Origin of the sequence: Polaromonas sp. (genome assembly GCF_039930745.1) — a bacterium.
In the GTDB taxonomy this organism is placed as follows: Bacteria; Pseudomonadota; Gammaproteobacteria; order Burkholderiales; family Burkholderiaceae_C; genus Polaromonas.
In genome coordinates this window covers 37,041-57,546 of the sequence record NZ_JBDTTH010000007.1, presented here as the reverse complement: position 1 = coordinate 57,546, position 20,506 = coordinate 37,041, and the positions used below count along the sequence as shown (strand labels likewise).

The following is a 20,506-nucleotide window of genomic DNA, read 5'->3' as shown; positions in this document are numbered from 1 at the left end:
TCGGCAGGCCCCTACAGCTACGCTTTGACGATGCGCGAACTGCTTTGTTTAGCTATGGCCCGCAGGATGGGGCAGACGATCACCAAGGACACGGCGGTGGAGATTCTGCGCGACCTGTTCCCGGACAGATCGTATGACCCCAAGCAGTTCGGACAGCAGGACTACAAGGGCTACACCTTCCGCTGTGAACGCCTGTCCGAGATTCTGCCGGAGTTGCACCCTTTGCACGAGGCGCACTATGCCGAAACGGAAAAGTACCGCCGAGGCATCCCGTTGAACATGCATTACGAGGCATTGAAGGACAGCGAGCGCGCCGGCGGGCTGCTGCAATTCACGGCGCGAAGAACAGACACAGGGGAGTTGGTCGGCAACATGCGGATTTTTGTCGGCCGCAGCCTGCACACGCAGACGCTTTTCACGACCGAGGACACGTTTTATGTGGTGCCGGAGCACCGTGGCGGCTTCATGGCCGTCCGGCTTTGGCAGTTTGCCGAGCGGGCGGGTCTGTCCATCGGCATCAAGGAAGCACGGTTTTCGAGCAAACTGGTTAACAAGGCCGACAAGATGGCGAAGTATCTGAAGTACGAGCCTGTGGCAACGCAATTCGTTAAATTTGCTGACTGACGCCGGTTAAGCCGGCATCCAAGCGCAAGAGCGCTACACCGATCAAGGAGTAGCCATGCGCATGTTTCTAATTTCACTGTTCGAGCCGCTTTACCGCCGGCTCTTCGCGCACATGTGCCGCACCGGCATGATTCTGATGTGCGCCGATGCACCCGACACCAGCGGGCAACAGGCTGCCGCTGTAATGCAGGCGGAAATGAGCAAGGAACAGCTGGAGTGGGCTAAGGAGATTTACGCTGAGACTGCACCAGACCGCGCAGCAGCGACCGAGCGCGCCAATGCTGTATCCGACGCTCAATTGGCGTCGATGGATGTGCAGAACAACATGGCGCAGGACTACGCCAACTACCAGAAAGACACCTTTCGACCGCTGGAGCAAGGCATCGTGGCTGATGCCGCCGCCTTCGATACGCCTGAGCGCCGGGCCGCTGAATCGGCCGATGCAATGGCCAAGGTGGGCGCGCAATTCGACGTGACGCGCGGGGCAGCCCGGCGCGACGCATCGGCGACTGGTGTGGACCCCAGTTCAGGCAACTTCGCTTCCCGGATGGGGACGCTGGACGTCGTGCAGGCCGCGCAACAGGCTGGCGCAGGAAATGCGGCAGCCAAGAACGTGGAAACCATCGGCGCAGCGCGCAAGATGGATGCCGCCAACCTCGGACGCGGGCTGGCCAGCAGCCAAGCCACCAGCGCCAGCCTGGCGTTGACAGCGGGCAACAATTCGACGGCCACCGCCCAGGTGCCGCTGCAGGTGGCTCAGTCCGGCGCCACATTGCTGAACCAGGGGTATGGCGGTGCACAAGGCGGGATGGCCAACGCCGCCGGCACCTTCGGGTCCATCGCAAATGGAGTGGCTGGGACAAACGCATCGAACGCGGCCGGCATGGGCGCGGCGGGCGCGGCGGTGGGCACTATCGCGGTGGTCATCTGATGATGGACCTGCAAGCCGTGAACGAAGCCACGCCGGCCCTACTGGCTCAAGGCATCCGCGTGATGCACGCCAACCTGTTCGCCGAGACTGAAGAGGCCCATGTGGCCTACCTGCTCGAGCTTATGAACCCGAAGCATGGCGCCGTGGTACTGGATGCCGGGTGCGGTGTGGGCGAGGTGGCGCGCATCATGAAAGACAAGCGCCCGGATCTGTCCTTTGTGCTGCTCAACATCAGCCGCGTGCAACTGGACGACTGCCCCGAAGGCATGGAGCGCATAGAGGGCGACTTCATGGCTGTGCCGCTGGCCGTCGAGTCCGTCGACGTCGTGATGTTCCATTACGCAATCTGCCACGCCGGCGACATCGACAAGGCTTTGCGCGAGGCCCGCCGGGTGCTGCGACCAGACGGCGAACTGTTCATCAACGACATGAGCCGGGACGGCGGGGACAACGACCTGATGGTGAAGCTGCTGGGTGCGGCTGCCCACCAGCCGGGCGACCTGGTGGACGCCGCCTTGCGGGCGGGGTTTGTGTTCGAGGAAGGGCACTTTCACACCCCGGTGGTGCAGCGGCTGCGCGAGGTGTTCGATTCCCAGGAACTCTATGACCAGGTGTTCCAGGGCGTGGAGCCCGCGACGTGGCGCTTCAGCCGCCCGGACCTGGGCCCCATCGCTTCAGCCTTTGCCCGGCACGAGCGCATCGGCTTCCAGTTCTCCGGCGGGCGGGACTCTACGGCCGCGCTGTACCTGCTGCGCCCGTACTGGGACCGCATGGTGGTCTATCACCTGGACACCGGCGACCAGTTCCCCGAAACCCGGGAGGTGGTGCGCCGCGTGGAGGCCGACATGGGCCGACCGGTGACCGTCATCGAGGGTGACGTGGCAGCGGTGCGCCGTGATTTTGGCTTGGCGTCTGACCTGGTGCCGGTGGACAACACGCCGGTGGGTCGAATGGTGTCTGGCCGGGAAGTGAAGCTGATTGGCCGGTACGAGTGCTGCGCGCGGGCGCTGATGTCTCCCCTGCAGCAGCGAATCCAGGCCGACGGCATCACGTTGATCGTGCGCGGCCAGCGCGATGAAGAGTATTCCAACCAGCCCATGCGGTCGGGCGATGTGCAGGACGGGATGGAGGTGCTGTACCCGATCCAGTCATGGACCGGCGACGAGGTTTCAGCCTACCTGACGAAGAACGGGCACCCGATTGCACCATTTTACGAGCGCGGCGCCAGGCGTGCGCCTGAGTGCATGGGTTGTACGGCGTGGTGGGACGAAGGGCGGGCGGTGTACCTGCGCGACCACCATCCCGAAGCGTTTGAGCGCTACAGCGCCAACATGAAAACCATCCGGATCGAAATCGACCGGCAATACGCGACGCTCGATTAGGCGCAACGGAACTGGATCTCGGCCGATGCGTACTTTGCCAGGCCCGAGTCCTCCGACGTGGAGCTAACCGGTACCAGCTTCTTGCCGGTTTTGGCACAGAACGCGGTGGCATCTGCGTACAACTCTGCCTTCACTTGGCTCCCCGAGAAGGTGGTCATGCTGCCGAATTTGGAAAGCATGAACTGGTCGCCGACCGCGATAGGGCCCGTGTTGGGCGCGGCACACCCAGCCAAACCAGCCGCCAAAGCGATGAAGAGCAATTTCCGCATGACATCCCCCGTTTGAAACCAGCAGTTTATTCGCAATTCGACCCCCCTTGAAAACACACCCCTGCGCTGCGCATGATCGATGAATCCAAAGTCCGCAGTGCGCGTGCATCCACCCCCTTGCGGGATCACACTGAAAGGCATTTTTATGAGTGGCGCTCTCGCATTCCTGACCGGCATTGCTACCGGCTACGTTGACCAAACTGGCAGAGAAAAAAAACAAAAAAAGGACGACGAGGATCGCAAGCTGCGCAACGAGGCCCAACAGCTTCAGATCGACGCAGCCAAGAAAACCGTTGCCGACAACCGGAACATGGCCCAGGCAGGCGCACCCATCGAAATGGTGGAAGGTGCTGGTGGCATGGTCAAGCCCGCCACGATGGACAACCGCGACGTTGGGCTGCCGGAAAACGCTGGTCTGCCCAATGCAGGGCTCAACACCGGCGGTTACAGCGTAGCCGGCAAAGCCTTCACGGACCCGGCCGCTGCCCAGACCGAACTCGCAGCCCAGAACACCCCTGAAGCGCGGTCAAAGCGCGTCATCGCCGCCATGTCCGGTATTGACCCACTGAAGGCGCTGGACGCCGAGCAGACGCAGACGGATCGCGCGCGCGGCACGATCAAATTCAATCAGGAACAGGAAGCCTTCGCCAAAAAGCTGAAGGACGAGGGCGCCATCGATGCGCTGAAGTCCCTGCGCATGGGTGACGGCGCCGGCATGGTTGCCGCCTTCAACAAGGGCGGCCAATACAAGATTCTGGGCGAGCCGGTGCTGACCCAGGAAGTGCGCGAAATTCCCGGCCTTGGCGCCGTCCCGACCTTCACCGCAACATTCAAGGCGCAGGGTGCCGATGGCGTGGTGGTGGACAAGACGATCAACTCCCACGACCTGGGAATGCGTCTGATGCCCTACGAGAAGTGGCTCGATACCCAAATGAAGGTGTCCAAGGAAGGCCGCGAGAGCCGGGAAACCGATTCCAAAATCGGGCTGCAGGGCGCCCAGGCCGACTACTACCGGTCATCCGCGGACGCAAAGGACAGCGCGGCGCCGAAGGCGGTGGTGGATCGCATGTCCGAGGTGGACAAAGCGACGCTGACGAGCATCAACAAGCAGCGCGACACCATCAATACAGCCATGACCAAGGCTCAGGCCGAAGGAACATGGGACCCCGCTTCACCAAACTCCAAGTTGCTGACCACAAAGCTGGCCGCCCTGTCGCTGCAGGAATCCCAGGTGGCCGGCAAATACCGGGAAACCAGCGACGGCACGCCCGACCCGCTGGGCATGCGCAAGCCGCAGGCGTCTGCTGGGCCGAGCAGCACGAAGATTTCCCCGGCCACGCAAGCCTCCCGCGACGGGGAAAGCCTGGACATCCTGAAGCAGGAACTGAAGGAAGCCGAAAAACGCGCGGCTACTGGCGACACGCGCGCGCAAGGTGATATTGAGGGCCTGAAGCGCGAAATCGCACGCACCGAAAAGAAGGTGCCCGCGAACATGGCGTCAGGCGGCGCGACACCAGCCGCACGCGCTCCAGCCAGTGCGCCCGGCCCGGTTCTGGCAGCGTCTGCCCCAGCACCTGCACCTGCTGCAGCGAAACCCGCTGCAAAGGAGCCGGCGGATCCCGTGGCGGCGCGTGAAAAGGCTATCACTACCGCCCTTGGAGTATCCGGCAACGGCGCCATCGACAAGATCGTCGCAGCCAAGGTGCCAGCGATTCGTGAGGCTGCCGACAAGATCAAGGCGGCAAAGGACGAACTCAAAGCAGGCGCGAAGAAGGGTGACCCCGCAGAACTCAAAAAGCTGGCCCAGGCGGTGGCAGACGCACGGGCAGGTGCCGAGGCTCTGCTGAAAGACATGAACAAACCGCAAGCCGACAAGGTGCGCGAGGCCGCTGGCTACAACACATAGGATTTCGATGCCTTCTATTGCTGAACTCAAGACGCAGTACCCCGACCTTGCGGCCCTGGACGACGACCAGGTTGTCGATGCGGTGCATGAGGCCTTTTACCGGGATATGCCCCGCGAAGACGTTGCCAAATCGCTGGGCGTGAAGCCTGCGCCTGCGCTGGTGGAGCCGCGCAGCATGGCACGCGTGGCCGGGGATGTGGGCATTTCCGCGCTGAAGGGGGCAATCGCGGTGCCCGAGGCGGTTGTGGGCGTTGCTGACCTTGCAACGGGCGGGCGCGCCGGCAAACTGGCCGAAGATGCGGGTTTCCGTCCGAAGGAAGCCAAGGCGATGCTGGACGAGGGCTACTCGGACCAGCAAAAGGAGGCATTCCGCAAGGTGCAGGCCGCCGATGGCTTGGGCGACACGTTCATGACTGCCGTGCAGAATCCCTCGGTTGTCGCTCATTCGGTTGTTGAATCCCTGCCGTCCATGGGCGCCGGCGGTGTGTTGGCGCGCGGCGGCTTGGCGCTGGCTCCAAAGTTGGGCGCCGTCACGGCGGCCGCGCTGGGTGAGGGCGCTGTGGCCACAGGCTCAGCGGCCGAGCAGATCCGCCAGCAAACCGCTGACGGCCTGCTGACCGGCAAGCAGTCGCTGCTGGCTGGCGCCACCGGTGCCGCCACTACAGCCTTTTCCATGCTGGGCGGCAAGATCGCCAAGAAGCTGGGCCTGGCTGACGTCGACACCATGCTCGCCGGCGCATCCACCTACCCGGCCATGCGCAAGGGCGTGGTGCGCAGCGCGCTCGAAGGCGCCGCGGCCGAGGGCATCCTCGAGGAACTGCCGCAGTCGGTGTCCGAGCAAGTCCTGCAAAACATCGCGCTCAACCGTCCGCTGGACGAAGGCGTCAACCAGGCCGCCGTGCTGGGCCTGCTGTCAGGCGCCGCCATGGGTGGTGGTGCGAATGCCCTGAACAGTTTCGGCGGCCAGCCAGCGCCGGGCGTGATCCCGGTGGAGCCCGCCGGCCCGCTGGCGCGCGCCGCTGGCGCGGTTGCTCCCGGTACCGCAGAAGCCATGGCCGGCCCGCTGCCTGAGCCGGTTGACGACCCCGTGGCCGATACGATCCAGGCGTTGCCGGACGGCATTCGGGAGCAGGCCCTGCGCGCCTATGCCGTCATCAACAACCCCGATGCAGCCAAGGGCGTGCGGTCCTACAACCAGAAGCTGCTGGACGGGCTGCTGGACAAGGTTGCCGGCGAGGTGGAGATCGCGCAAGAAAATGCACAAAAAGAGCCTTCAGCCCTTGAAGGGACTGCGCAGGCAGCTACTAAAAAGATAGCGCCCGTCACTGAGGTCACCGACCCCGAGACCGGCGAAATCACCACCGCCTACGACCAGCGCCAAGCCGACGCGCCCAAGCAGGAAGACGGCGACATCCTGAACGCGCAGAACAAGCCGTTCACCAACATGGGCGCCGCCAAGAAAACGGCCGCCGCGCTGGGTGATGGCTATGTGCCGATCAAGTTGGGCACCAGCGCCTTCGTGGTGCGCGCCAAGGCTGCCGACGCACTGGCCGGCGACAAGATCGACAAGGACTGGACGGCCTTTGCGTCTGACTCCGGAACCAAAGGTATTCCGCGCGCCGACATGCCGCAGATCAAGGCCGAGCACCGCGGCGCCATGGTCAATTTCCTGGAGGCGCGTGGCGTCACGGCCCAGCAGGAGGAAGTGGCGGCCGACACGCTCAAGCCGACCCAGGCCGAGTTTTCCACCGAGAAAGTGAAACAGGCCAAGGACTTCATCGGTGGCGACCGTTCCATCCTGGTGTCGTCGGACGGGCATGTGCTCGACGGCCACCACCAGTGGATGGCAAAGCGCGAAGGCAATGAGCCCGTCAAGGTGATTCGCCTGGGCGCGCCCATCGAGCAGCTGATCGAAACCGTCAAGGAGTTCCCCAGTGCGCAAACCACCACCGAATCGCAACCAACCAAAGCAGCCCAGGTTGACACGAGCGCTGCGCCAGAAAGCGCAGCGGCTGCAAATCCTGCCAACCCGGATGGCACTACTGGAGCGAGCGACCTACGCGCCGGGCAGCCAGACGCTGCACTAAATCAGCCCCCAGCCCTTGCCACGCAAGCGCAAGCAGCTATTAAAACGGTAGCAGACGATGCCCAAACGGAACCAGCACGAGCCGATGAAAAACCGCAAGCCCAGGCCGCTGCAGGCCAAACGGGAGAAGCTGCGCCAGCTGCTGCAAGCGGACGACCCGCAGCCGGAGCCGAGGCCGGAGACACCGCCGTACAAGCCGATGGGGTAGATGCAGAGGTAAAGGCCATCATCGACCGGCGCAAGGCAACGAACAGCAGCGGCCAAAACGGCGAGGACGAGGCCAACATCCGGGCGGCCATCCTGGCGCGCAACGAGAAAGGCCCAGCACCCAAGAACCTGAGCAAGGAGGACGCTGAACACCTTTTCGGCGTGCCGCAGAAGCGCGCTGCCGCGCTCGACCGCATCGCCGCCGGCAAGGCATGGTTCGGCGATTCGACCAAGGCGCGCGCCTTCCTGTCCAAGAACGGGCTGAAGGAAACGCACACCTTCAAGCAGTCCAAGCCGGGCCGGTTCGACATCGTGGAAAAGGAGCCAAAAGATGCTCCAGCCCAAGCAGGTAAAGCGCCAGTAGCTATCGAAACAGTAGCAGACAAGGGCGCGGCATTGCCGAACGCGACCGCACCAGAACAGGTGTTCACCGGTGTGGACGACCGCGAGCTGGGCCAGATCGTCAAGGAGTTCAACGACGCCCAGGCCAGCATGCTGACCGACGAGGAACAGGTAACCCACGTCTTCGACGCGCCCAAGAAGGGCGAAGTGGTCCGGCTGGAAGACAAGACCCGCGTGTACCAGAAGGACAAGGGCTGGATGACCGTGCCCGAGGCGAAAGCAGAGATTGCCAAATGGAAAGCGCACGCGCAGGCCCAGGGCGCAGACCCGGCCACGCGCAGCGCCAACGCTGACAAGATCGTGCTGTCGCTGTTTGACCTGTCGGGCGAATGGTCAAAGCCATGGGAAGAGGCTGGCTACCAGGTGTACCGGTTCGACATTCAGGCTGATCCCAACATGGGCGACGTCAACAACTTTTCGTCGGAGTTCTTCGGCGACTGGTTCGGGGACTTCGAGGGGAAGGACGTCTACGCCATTCTGGCGGCAAATCCTTGTACCGACTTTGCAGTGAGCGGTGCGCGACACTTCGCCGCCAAAGACGCCGACGGCCGCACCGTCGCGTCGGTCAAGCTGGTGCATCAGACACTGGCCGCGATTGAGTATTTCAAGCCTGCTGTGTGGGGGCTGGAAAACCCGGTCGGGCGCATCGAGAAGCTGGGCGGCCTGCCACCGTGGCGCCTGTCGTTCAATCCCAACCATCTGGGCGACCCGTACACCAAGAAAACCCTCATCTGGGGCCGGTTCAATGGCGACCTGCCTATCGCGCCCGTGGAGCCCACCGAGGGCTCCAAGATGCACAAGCTGTACGGCGGCAAGAGCATGGCGACGAAGAACGCCCGCAGCGAAACGCCCGAAGGCTTCAGCTATGGGTTTTTCATGGCCAACAACGCCATCGACAACCCGGTCATGGCCGTGGCGAACAAATACGACCGGCTGGACGCGGCACTGATCGCCAAAGCCATCGACGCCGGCGTGAGCGAGGCGCAGATTTCCGAGGCGGTGGATGACCCCTACTTCATGGACCTGGACGACGAGGCCGGCAACGCTGCCATCCAGGGCCTGATCGACGCGGCGCCACCACCCGCGGGCAAGAAAACGCTGCCGGCGCGCATCCCCGGTGATTTCCAGTCGGAAGCCGACCTTGCCGCCAACCGCCAGATGAATGCGGAAATTAAGGCCGACCAGCAGAAAGACGCCGGGTACAAGCCGCCCGCCGACGTGGCCAAGGCCCTGACAGCGCTGGGCGCCAAATCGAATTCGACCTTCAAAGATACAAATTGGCAGCTGGCGCTGGATGAATTTGCCGATGTATGGGTGAAGTTTGACCCGGCCACCAACAAGGCGACCATCAAGGCCGACTACATGGGCAAGGTGTACGACACACGGGAGGCTGAAGGAGCGCCCGCTATCACTGCCGCCATCGAGCGCGCCCGCGATGGCATCAACGCTGCGCGCCTTGAAATGGCAAAGCGCGTGGCCGCGACGCGGGTTGAGGCTCCCCCCACGAGGGAACTCCCCAGCCTGAAAAACACCCTGCGTCAGCTGAAAAACTCCTTGGCAGGCGACAACGCCCCGAACGGCAACCCATGGTGGAAAGAACCTGCGCTGCGCGTGAGCTACGAGAAATCTGTCGCAGAGCTTGAGGCGAAAACGGGTGCGGCCGCAAACACCATCTTTACCGAGGACGCCGCCACCAAGGCGCGCGCCGTCCTGAAGGCCAAGCTGTCGGGCACCCTGAACAGCGGCATCGACCCCGAATTGCTGCAGGCCGGGCTGACACTGGCGGGCTACCACATCGAAAAGGGCGCCCGCACCTTTACCGCCTACGCCAAGGCCATGCTGGCCGACCTGGGCGACGGCGTGAAGCCCTACTTGAAGAGTTGGTACATGGCCGTCAAGTACGACCCCCGTGCAGCCGCCTTCGAAGGCATGGATGATCCGTCGGCCATGGAGGCCGTGGATCTGGACAAACTCACCGGCGATGCCGATACTGGAGGACCGAAAGATGACGGAAATGCAACACGGCAACTGGATCGCACAAGCCCGGCAGCACTGGAAGGAGCATCGACCCAAGATGTTCGCCAAACTGGTGAAGGCCGGGACGCTGGAAACAGCACTGACGGAGGCAGCGGAAGCGACCTCCTTGGGGATGCGCGCGCTGACGACACAGGGCGCGTCCCAGACCGAGGCGTGGGAGCAGGTACGGGAGCAGTACCTGTTTCTGCCCGAGGAACCGGCACCGGAGGAAAAACAGACAAAAAGCCAAGGGTTCCGCGCGCACCGCGACCTGATGCGGGGGCTGGGCTCTTTGGGGATGCCGGAGGACTGACCCCGGAAGGTGGCGCGAACCCTGCGCCCAATGCGCCGGCCATCGCCGCGCCGCAAGTCAAAGCCGAGGACTTCACGATCACCGACGAGCTCGCCCTGGGCGAAGGTGGGCAGAAGGCCAAATTCCGCAACAACCTGGCCGCCATCCGGCTGCTGGCTGACCTTGAGAAAACCGAGCGCTTGGCCACCCCGGAAGAACAGGCCGTGCTGGCAAAGTACGTCGGCTGGGGCGGCCTGCCGCAGGCCTTCGACGCAGGCAATGCCGACTGGGCCAAGGAACACGCGGAAATCACGGCGCTGATGACACCGCAGGAACTGGCTGATGCGCGCCAGTCCACACGCTACGCCCACTACACCAGCCGCGAAATCATCGTGGACGGCATCTATGCCGCGATGCGCCGCTTTGGCTTCAACGGCGGCAAGACCCTGGAGGCCGGCGCCGGTGTCGGAAACTTCATGGGCCTGATGCCTGCCGACATGCGCAGCGCCGGCCGGTTCACCGCTATCGAGCGTGAGCCGTTCTCCAGCGCCATCGCCCGCCAGCTGTACCCACAGCAGAACGTGCAGCGCGCCGACTTTGCCGAGTTCCGGGGCACGGATGCCTACTACGACGCGGCCGTGGGCAATCCACCGTTTGCCAGTGACCCGCAGACCGACCGCAGCGGGCGCAAGCACCTATCCGGCCTGAGCCTGCACAACTACTTCTTCGCCAAGTCCGTCGACATGCTGCGCGAGGGCGGCATCATGGCCCAGGTCATCACCAACGCCTTCATGGACGCCAAGACGGAAACGGCGCGGAAATACATCGGTGAGCGCACGCGCCTGCTGGGTGCCATCCGGCTGCCGAACAGCGCGTTTGCGAAGAACGCCAACACTGAGGTGACCACCGACATCGTTTTCCTGCAAAAGCTGCCGGACAGTGAAATCGGCGGCAGGGCCGCGCGCGCCGACGCCAAGCGCTGGCTGTCCATCGGCCAGCACAAGGACGCCCGCGGCAAGACCGTGGCGCTGAATCAGTATTTCATCGACAACCCCGACATGATGCTTGGCGACTTCGGCGCCCACGGCAGCATGTATGGCCCTGACTTCCCGGCACTGGTGGCCCGTCCGGGACAAGACACCCTGGCGCTGCTGAAGGAGGCCGTCGGCAAACTGCCTGAAGGCGTCTACAAGAGCATTGCCGAAACCGGCACCGCCGAGCACACCCAAGCTGCCATCACAGCGCTGCGTAGCCCTACCGTGTCCGAGGGTGGTTATTTCCTGGATGGCGACAAGCTGATGCAGCGCCTGCCAGATCTGGCGGGCGAAGCGCGCGGCGTGCAGATCACTCCAGAAACCCAGTGGACCGAGAAAACGAAGTTGGGCGACACCGGGTTCGACCGCATCAAGGCGCTGGCCGGACTGCGCGGCAGCGTGCGCGGGCTGATCGCCGCCGAAATGGCCGACGACGCGAAAGCGATGAAGGACCTGCGCGCCACCCTGAACCAGCAATACGACGCCTACCGCGACACGCACGGCCTCATCAACGACCCAAGCACGCTCCGGGTATTCGAGGATGACCCTGACTTCCCGCTGCTGGCCAGCCTCGAGCACGGCTACACCCCGGGCATTGGCCTGGCCGCGGCCAAACGCATGGGCGTGAAGCCCACGAAGTCCACGGCCAAGAAGGGCCCGATCTTCAGTCAGCGCGTGGTGGCCGCGCGCCAGAAGGTTCAAAAGGTCGACACGCCGGCCGACGCGCTGCAGGTGTCTATGGCCGAGCGCGGCAAGCTGGATGCGGGCTACATCGGTGAACTGCTGGGCAAAGAGCCCGAAGCCGTCCTGAAGGAACTGAGCAGCGGCGCCGCGCCACTGCTGTTCCGTGACCCGGCCACCGATGAATATGTGCTGCGCGACGCCTACCTGTCGGGCAACGTGCGCGCCAAGCTGGCCCAGGCCAACGCGGCCGGCATGTTCAGCAATGTCACCGCCCTGGAGGCCGTGCAGCCGCCCGAGGTGGCCAGCCATGAGATTGTTGCCCGTCTGGGCTCGCCGTGGGTGCCCACCAGCGTGTACCGAGACTTCGCGCAGACGCTATTCGGCGAAGAATCGAATGCGGTGGTGACCTACCTCAAGGCCAACAGTTCGTACCAGATTTACGTCACCGACGCCAGTTCCGTGGCGCTGACCAACACATGGGGCACGCCGCAATACCCTGGCGACAAGATGCTGGGCGCCTTGCTCAACAACCGCTCCATCAAGGTGACCTACACCGACGAGAAGAAGGCCACTCGCACGGACGTCGAAGCCACGGAAATGGCCAACACGAAGGCGCAGGAGATCAAGGACAAGTTTGCCGATTGGCTGTTCAGCGATCCGGACCGTTCCGAGCTGTTGACCAAGGCCTACAACGAGACAAACAACAACTATGTGACCCGGGTGTACGACGGCTCGCACATGTCCTTTCTTGGCAAGGTGCCCGACAGCATCATCCGGTTCCGCAAGCACCAGCGCAATGCGATCGCGCGCATCGTGCAAGACCGGACTGCCTTGCTCGACCACGTTGTCGGCGCCGGCAAGACGTTCACGGTGGTCGCTGGAGCCATGGAGCTCAAGCGCACCGGCCTAGCACGCAAGCCCATGGTTGCAGTGCCCAATCACCTGGTGAAGCAGTGGGCCGCCGACTTCTACCGCCTGTACCCCGGCGCCAACGTGCTGACTGCGACGAAAAAGGACTTTGAGAAGGCCAACCGTCGGAAATTCCTCGCGCGCATCGCCACCGGTGACTGGGACGCTGTTGTCATCGCCCACAGCAGTTTCGGCTTCATCCGGCCGGCGCCCGAGTTTGAGGCTGACTTCAACGCCGAACAGGTTCAGCAGATCATGGCCACCATCAAGGCCGTGGACGACAGCGACGGTGAAAAGCAGACCAAAAAGCGGACGATCAAGCAGCTCGAGGCCATGAAGGAGAAGCTGGAAAACCGTATCCGGTCCCTGCGCGATAAGCCGATGGATGACCTGTTGGACTTTGAGCAGCTTGGCGTTGACCAGCTGTTCGTTGACGAAGCCCACATGTTCAAGAACCTGATGTTCTCCACGAAGATGCAACAGGTTCAGGGCCTGGGCGACAGCGCCGGCAGTCAGCGCGCCTATGACATGTACGTCAAGGCACACCAGATTTACGCCAAGAACGGCAGGGGCCAAGGCGTGGTGTTCGCCACCGGTACACCGGTCAGCAACTCGCTGGCAGAGATGTATCACATGATGCGGTACTTGATGCCCGTGGAAATGAAGGCGCTGGGCTTCGAGTCGTTCGACGCCTGGGCAAACACCTTTGCCAGCGTGGAACAGGTTTGGATGCAGGCCCCGAGCGGCGACGGCTTCAAGGCCAGCAACCGCATGAGCAATTTCGTGAACACCACGGAACTGCTGAAGATGTTCGACCAGGTGAGCGACACCGTGACCATGGACGACATCAAGAAGGCCTACAGCGAGGAAAACGACGGCGCCGAGTTCCCGCTGCCCAAGCTGAAAGGCGGCAGGCGCACGCCGGTGTCGCTGGACAAGAGCCCGGCCCAGGACGCCTACATGCTGGACATCGCCAAGCGCGCCAAGGAAATCGAGCAGCGCCGCGGCCCGCCCAAGAAGGGCGACGACAACATCCTGGTGGTGATGGGCGACGCCCGCAAGGCCGCCATGGACATCCGGCTGGTGGATTCGACCGTCAACGAGCGCGAAAAGGGCGGGCGCATCGACACCGCCACCGACCGCGTGCTGGAGCGGTACCAGAAATACGACAAGTGGAAGGGTACGCAGATCGTGTTCTCCGACCTGGGCACGCCGATCAAGCATGCCAAGGCCGAACTCAAGGAATACGAGGCGCTGCAGGCGCGCGTGGCGGCCGGCGATGAGGACACCGTGGCAAGGGCAGCGCTGGGCGATGAAACCGCCATCGACACCATGGAAGATGTCGAAGCCGCACAGGCCGAACTGGAAGGCAAAGGCAAGGACTGGCTGAGCGCGGTGCAGGCCGCGCTGCGCGGCTTCAGCGTGTACGACGACTTCCGGGCGGCACTGGTGGAAAAAGGCGTGCCAGACGGTGAAATCGCCTTCATCCACGACTACAACACCGACGACCAGAAGGCCACCTTGTTCCGCAAGGTCAACGCCGGGCATATCCGCGTGCTGCTGGGCTCGACCCAAAAGCTGGGCGCCGGCACCAACGTGCAGGAGCGTCTGGTGGCAGAGCATCACCTTGATGTGCCGTGGCGGCCGTCGGATGTGGAGCAGCGCGAGGGGCGCATCGAGCGGCAGGGCAACGTGCTGATGACGGAGATCCCGGGTTTCGAGATTGAAATCCTGGCCTACGTCACCAAAGACACCCTCGACATGCGCATGTGGCAGGTGCAGGAAAACAAGCTGAAGATGATTAACCAGCTGCGCACCCGCAAGGTCAGCCGGGAAATCGACAACGCCTTCGAGGACATGGAGTTGTCGGCCGGTGAAATGCAGGCCGCGGCGACGGGAGACATCAACCTCCTGAATGAAATCCAGCTGCGCAGCGACGTGAAGAAGCTCGAGCAGAAGCGCCGGTCCTTCGAGGCCCAGCGCAACGACCTCATCACCCGTAAAAAACGTGTGGCGCAGAACCTGCGCGAACTGCCCGTCAAGATGGAGCGCGCCCGCGCCGAGGCGGGGCAGGCTCAGGCCTACTTTGCTGACCTGCGGGACAACCCGCCACCGTTCACCATGGACATCGACGGCAAGACATATACCGGTGTGTACGAGGCTCAAGAGTACCTGCGTGACAAGACCGACGCCAAGGTGGAATCCATCGACCTGGCAGGCGAAAAGACCATGAAGGCGGCACCGATCGCCATTGAAATCAACGGCGAACTGTTCAAGAGCCGGGCTGCCGTTGCCGAAATGTTCTCCGAGGTGCGCGGTGACGCTGAGCCCATCCTGTGGAACTTCAATGGCACCGACTACCGGCGCCGGGCCAAGATCGCCACGGCCATCCGTCAGAGCGTGGTGGATTCCATCGCTGACGAGACTGTAAAGCCGGTGGGGACCATTGCCGGGTACACGGTTGAGGTCGAAGGCCAAGTCATCAAAGACGGCGGCATGCTGGTGGACGTAACCATGAGCCGAGGCGGCAAGGTGGCGCTGTCCAAGCAGATCGTGTCCGAGAACATAGCGCATACCCCCGACCGCGTGATCCGCGTGGTTGAAAACTTGCTGGCCAGCGCGGTCGATGAGGCCGACTACCTGGAGCGGAATCTCGCGCGCGCCAAGAAGGATGCCGCCGACCTTGAGAGCGTGGCCGAGGCTGGCGCGTGGCCGGAAGAGGGCAAACTGGAAGCCGCCCGCGCTGCTCACAAGGAGATTCTGGGTAAGCTGAAACAGAAGGACGCAGCTGCCCAGGCAGCGCCGGCAGAGGACGACGTGGCCTTCAGCCGCAGCGCCATGCCGCCGGCAGCCCTGAAACAGGCGCCGACCCCAGCTGGTACCGCCTTCCACAACAACGAGGTGGTGTTCGGCAAGCCGCGCCTGAACGTCAAGCAGCCGTCGGCCGGCGCGGTCACCCGCATCGACTTCGAGTTGCGCGACCCCGTGCTGTTCGACAAGCTGCGCGCGGCAGGCACCGCGGCCGCAGCGGCCCGGGAACAGTCCACGGTCGGCATTTTGACCATGGACATGGACAAAGGCGGGCAGTTCAAGTCCCTGCGGAACATCGAGATTTTTGAATCGAAGCGCGGCGACGGCCTGGCTGAAAAGGTGGTGGGCGCCATCATGGCAACCCTGCCAGAAACCGCCAAGCTGCACGTTCACGACATCCTGCCCACGGCTGTGGGCTTCTGGGATAAGATGGGCGCGAAGTTTGCAAGGTCGGAAGACTATATGGAGGCGTTTTTGACGCCTGCCCAATACAGGAGTGCATATGACGCCAGAACCAGTGCTGCAGGAGCGAAAGGATCGGGAAGCGAGCCGGGCTCGACCGTATTCAGCCGAGGACGACAAAGCGGATCTGGCGCTGATGGAATCACTGCGGCCCAAGCCGGAGCCAGCCAAACAGTAGAGGCACAGCGCGCCACCGCCGAGGTGGAGCGCATCGTCGCGGGCATCACGTCCCGCTGGGCCAACAGCCCGAATGTCGTAGTCGCCTATGACATGAACGACCCCCGGATTCCCGAGCGGGTCCGCACCCAGGATCAAAAGCAGCGAAGCGGTGGCGCCACCGGCACGCCTGAAGGGTTTTTCTTCAAGGGCACCGCCTACCTGATGTCCTCACAAGTGGCGAGCCAGCAGGACGTGGCGCGCGTGCTCTTCCATGAGGCCCTGGGCCATGCCGGCCTGCGCGGCAACTTCGGCGACGAACTGAAGCCCATCCTGGCCCAGGTTGCGGCATTGCGCCGCAAGGACGTTGCCGCCAAGGCCGCCGAATACGGCCTGGACATGGCCGACGAGGCCCAGCGCCTGCAGGCCGCCGAGGAGGTGCTGGCCGTCATGGCACAGCAGACACCTGAAATCGGCTTTGTGAAGCGCGCCATTGCCATCATTCGCACATGGCTGCGCAAGAACGTGCCGGGCTTCAAAAACATGAAGCTGACGGACGCCGACATCATTGAAAACTACATCCTGCCGGCGCGCGGCTGGGTGGAGCGCGGCCGGGCTGATGCCGCAGCGCCGGACATGTCCACGGCATTCAGCCGCAGCAATGGCGATGTGGGCAAAGCCTTCAACGCCCTGGTTAAGCAAAGCCCGGACGTTGACGGACTGCTGTTCAACTGGAACGAGTCAGAGCTCAACGAGGATCGCGACACAATCGTGCGCTTCCCGGGCCGAGACAGCTTTGTATCGCGCGGACAAAACGGCGGCAAGGTCACCGTCAGCAAGCGGGAATTCCTGGACTGGCTGAACAGTGACGCGCCTTTCGATGCCAAGGTGTACGGCCCGACCGTTGCGCCAGAGTGGCGTGAGCAGGTAGAGGCGGCTAGGGCGGTCATTGCGCCGATTTATGGCGCGACCCAGGGTCTGGCGACGGCATCAAGCCGGCCGGCACAGACCGGCACACCCGCCTTCAAGAAGTGGTTCAGCGACAGCAAGGTGGTGGACGCCGACGGCAAGCCGCTGGTGGTGTACCACGGCACCAATAAAAATTTCACCGAGTTCAAATTGAGCAACGGCATGGTGATGTTTTCACCAGATCGCAAATATGCCGAACAGCTCGCCGGAAAAGATGGCCGTGTGATTGAGGCATACCTGTCGGTGCAGAAACCGGAAATGGATGTCGACCTAGACTTCTTCGAGGCATCGCGTCTATACGGGGAAGAGGTAGCGCGCATGAAGCGCGCGGGTGCAGATGGCGCATGGTCGAATGATCGTGAGCAGATTGCCGTGTTCGACCCCAAACAGATTAAGAGTGCCACTGATAACAATGGCGACTTCAATCCGGGCAGCGATGACATCAGGTTCAGCCGCTCCCTGCCGGCCGCCATGGCCAGCGCCATGAACAGCGCCCACGACGTCAAGTTGCCAGCAGGCTACGTGGTGCATGACTTCTTCAAGGCCGACGGCAAGTTGTCGTGGTGGCACAAGTCGGTGGGCACCCAGTACAACCTGGCCCAGCGCAGCCCGGTGTTCAAGAAGGTGTTTGACCGGACGCAGGACTTCATCAACGACGTGTCGTTCTATGCGACCGATGCCGCGGATCTGGCGCCCTCCATCCTGCCCAAGCTGGAAACCTGGAAGGACATCGCCAAAACATCCATCACGGCCGCCGACAACAAGGCCATCGCCGCGCCGATCTTCGAGGGAACGCTGGTGTGGATGCGCGACGCCAAGGGCAAGCCCGTGCCTGCCGCCGACGTGGAAGCCGCGGCAGCCACGATGTCGGCCGACGACAAGGCGCAGCGCCTGTTCCGCGAGGACAAAATCAGCGAGGGTGTGCTGAAGATGTGGCGCGGCCTGCCGATTGAGCAGTACGAGGCCCTGGTGAACGGCAAATACGAGCGCGACATGCTCAAGCCGGGCATTGTGTTCACGCCGGCCGAACTGCGCGACCTCTACAAGCTGACCGACCAGCAAATTGCGCTGTACGGCGAATTCCGGGCTGCGGTCGACAAGAGCCTGACCAACATGGCGGTGGCCGACATGGTGCGCTTCGGCGGCGCCGATGTGGCCGCCGTGCGCGACCAGGCGCTGGCTATGGGCGATGTCGATGCCGCGGCGGTGCTGCTGCGCGACCACCTGCTCGACCAGGCTGAAGGCAGCGAGCGTGCCGGCGTGCTGGTCGACACTGCCGAGAAGATGATCGACAAAGCCGACAAGGCCCGCGACCTGATGGACCGCGGCTATGCGCCGCTGTCCCGCTTCGGCTCCTACTCCCTGGACGTGGTGGATCAGAACGGCGAGCGCGTGTATTTCGGCCTGTTCGAGTCCAAGGCCGAGGCCAACCGCATGGCGCGCCAGATGCGCGGCAACTTCCCCAAGGCGACGATCAATCAGGGCACCATGAGCGACGAGGAATACAAACTCTTCGCCGGCGTGACGCCTGAAACCATCGAACTGTTCGGGGAAATGCTGGGGCTTGAGTCCGAAGGCAGCGAAGCATCCAACCAGGCCTTCCAGCAGTACCTGAAGCTGGCCAAGGCCAACCGCAGCGCCATGAAGCGCCTGATCCAGCGCAAGGGCATTGCAGGCTTCAGCGAGGACCCGGGCCGGGTGCTGGCCGGGTTCGTCTACTCGAACGCGCGGCAGACCTCCAGCGGGCTGCACATGGGCGGCATATCCGAGGCTGTGCGCGACATCCCGAAAGGGCAGGGCGAACTGAAGGACGCGGCCGTACGGCTCATGGACTACGTGAAAAACCCCCAGGAAGAGGCGCAGAAAATCCGCGGCCTGCTGTTCGCGCAGTACCTGGGCGGCTCCATCGCTTCAGCCATGGTCAACTTGATGCAGCCAGTCAATGTCACTTTCCCGTGGCTGAGCCAACACGGGGGCATCGTCAAGGCGGCCGGCCAGATGAAGAACGCGGTAGCCGATGCGCTGAAAAAGTCCACCGGTGACGCCACGCTGGACGCGGCGCTCAAGAAGGCGGCAGAGGACGGCATCGTGTCGCCGCAGGAGGTGTTCCAGCTGATGGCGCAGGCTCAGGGCAAGGCCACGCTGAAGCCGGGCGACGGCACCCGCATGGGCGACGCCGTGGCCACCGCCGAAAATGCGCTGTCCAAGATGTCGCTGGCATGGGGCAAGGTATTTGGCTTGGCTGAGCAGTTCAACCGCCGGACCACGTTCATCGCGGCCTACCGCACGGCCGTGGAGCAGAAGATGGCAGATCCGGCCGCCTTCGCTGAGCGCGCTGTGAACGAAACCCAGTTCGTCTACAACAAGGGCGCCAAGCCACGCTGGGCCCGGGGCGCCGTCGGCGGCATCCTGTTCACCTTCAAGTCCTATTCCATCAACTACGTGGAAATGCTGTCCCGCATGGCGGCCAGCGGGCCGGAAGGCCGCAAGGCTGCATTGCTGGCCCTGGGCGTGCTGTTCCTGATGTCCGGCGCCGGCGGCCTGCCGTTTGCCGAGGACATCGAGGACGTGCTCGACGGGCTCATGCAGCGCCTGGGCTACAACTTCAGCAGCAAGCAGGCCAAGCAGGAGTTTTTGATTGGCCTCATGGGTCGGCCTGGCGCCCAGTTCGTGGAGCGAGGTATCTCCGGCTTGGCGGGCGTGCCCATCGATGTCTCCGGCCGCCTGGGCATGGGCAACCTGCTGCCCGGCACCGGCCTGCTGACCAAAAAACAGGATCACGGCCGCGACCTGATGGAATTGGCAGGGCCTGCCGGCGACTTGGCGAAACGCACCGTGGAGGCCGCGGGCAAGCTGGTCGACGGCAACATTCTTGGCCGCACCGGCGCGGTGGCCACGCTGTCGCCCACCGCGCTGCGCAACATGATCCAGGCCAACGACATGGCCACCACCGGCCTGTACCGCGACACGAAGGGCAAAAAGGTGCTGGACGTGGACGCTTACGACGTGATGGCCAAGGCCATCGGGTTCCAGCCGAACGACGTGGCGCGCGTGCAGGAGGCCACCGGCCAGGTGATAAACATGGTCGGCCAGAACAAGATGCGCGAATCCGAGATTGCCGACATGTGGGCGCAAGGAGTGTTCGAGGGCGACACAGCCAAGGTGGAGCGCGCCCGCAATGCGCTCAAGCGCTGGAACGAGGCCAACCCGACGGCGCCCATCAAGATCCAGATGCCCCAGATCATCAAGCGGGTGAAGGCGATGCGCGAGGACAAGGCGACCCGGATTGCACGCACGGCACCGAAGGAAATCAGGGCGTCAGTGCGGCGGGAACTGGCCGCCGAAGCGGATTGAGGGGGCTCGACC

Annotated in this window: 6 protein-coding genes; 5 read left to right on the top strand and 1 reads right to left on the bottom strand. The window is 63.4% G+C overall.

Annotation, left to right across the window (positions count from 1 at the left end):
- Window positions 1-30 precede the first annotated feature (30 nt).
- From ABI660_RS04295 to ABI660_RS04285, 3 genes are read left to right on the top strand one after another with little or no spacing between them, the layout of a single operon-like run.
- Window positions 31-624 (top strand): hypothetical protein, encoded by a 594-nt coding sequence (locus ABI660_RS04295; RefSeq protein ID WP_348065300.1) that lies wholly within the window; start codon window positions 31-33, stop codon window positions 622-624.
- Between the two features lie 55 nt (window positions 625-679).
- A complete protein-coding gene (locus ABI660_RS04290; protein WP_348065298.1) occupies window positions 680-1,555 on the top strand; it encodes a hypothetical protein in 876 nt (291 codons plus the stop codon).
- Entirely contained in the window at window positions 1,555-2,937 is a 1,383-nt protein-coding gene (locus tag ABI660_RS04285; protein ID WP_348065296.1) for a methyltransferase domain-containing protein, read from the top strand. The genes ABI660_RS04290 and ABI660_RS04285 overlap by 1 nt, the downstream gene beginning before the upstream one ends.
- On the opposite strand, the gene ABI660_RS04280 is transcribed toward ABI660_RS04285, so the two are convergent.
- Window positions 2,934-3,206 (bottom strand): hypothetical protein, encoded by a 273-nt coding sequence (locus tag ABI660_RS04280; RefSeq protein WP_348065294.1) that lies wholly within the window; start codon window positions 3,204-3,206, stop codon window positions 2,934-2,936. The genes ABI660_RS04285 and ABI660_RS04280 overlap by 4 nt on opposite strands.
- 145 nt (window positions 3,207-3,351) lie before the next feature.
- Here ABI660_RS04280 and ABI660_RS04275 point away from each other — a divergent pair, with 145 nt between their 5' ends.
- Window positions 3,352-5,112, top strand: coding sequence for a hypothetical protein (locus ABI660_RS04275; RefSeq protein WP_348065293.1), 1,761 nt, complete (start codon window positions 3,352-3,354; stop codon window positions 5,110-5,112).
- A 7-nt stretch (window positions 5,113-5,119) separates the two neighbouring features.
- Window positions 5,120-20,494 carry a PLxRFG domain-containing protein gene (locus tag ABI660_RS04270; protein WP_348065291.1) on the top strand — a complete coding sequence of 5,125 codons (15,375 nt, stop codon included), beginning with the start codon at window positions 5,120-5,122 and terminating at the stop codon, window positions 20,492-20,494.
- Window positions 20,495-20,506 lie beyond the last annotated feature (12 nt).

Bases quoted from the DNA above. Each gene is read 5' to 3' on its own strand.
- ABI660_RS04295 (WP_348065300.1), top strand. From the start codon at position 31: ATGCGCGAACTGCTTTGTTTAGCTATGGCCCGCAGGATGGGGCAGACG.
- ABI660_RS04290 (WP_348065298.1), top strand. From the start codon at position 680: ATGCGCATGTTTCTAATTTCACTGTTCGAGCCGCTTTACCGCCGGCTC.
- ABI660_RS04285 (WP_348065296.1), top strand. From the start codon at position 1,555: ATGATGGACCTGCAAGCCGTGAACGAAGCCACGCCGGCCCTACTGGCT.
- ABI660_RS04280 (WP_348065294.1), bottom strand. From the start codon at position 3,206: ATGCGGAAATTGCTCTTCATCGCTTTGGCGGCTGGTTTGGCTGGGTGT.
- ABI660_RS04275 (WP_348065293.1), top strand. From the start codon at position 3,352: ATGAGTGGCGCTCTCGCATTCCTGACCGGCATTGCTACCGGCTACGTT.
- ABI660_RS04270 (WP_348065291.1), top strand. From the start codon at position 5,120: ATGCCTTCTATTGCTGAACTCAAGACGCAGTACCCCGACCTTGCGGCC.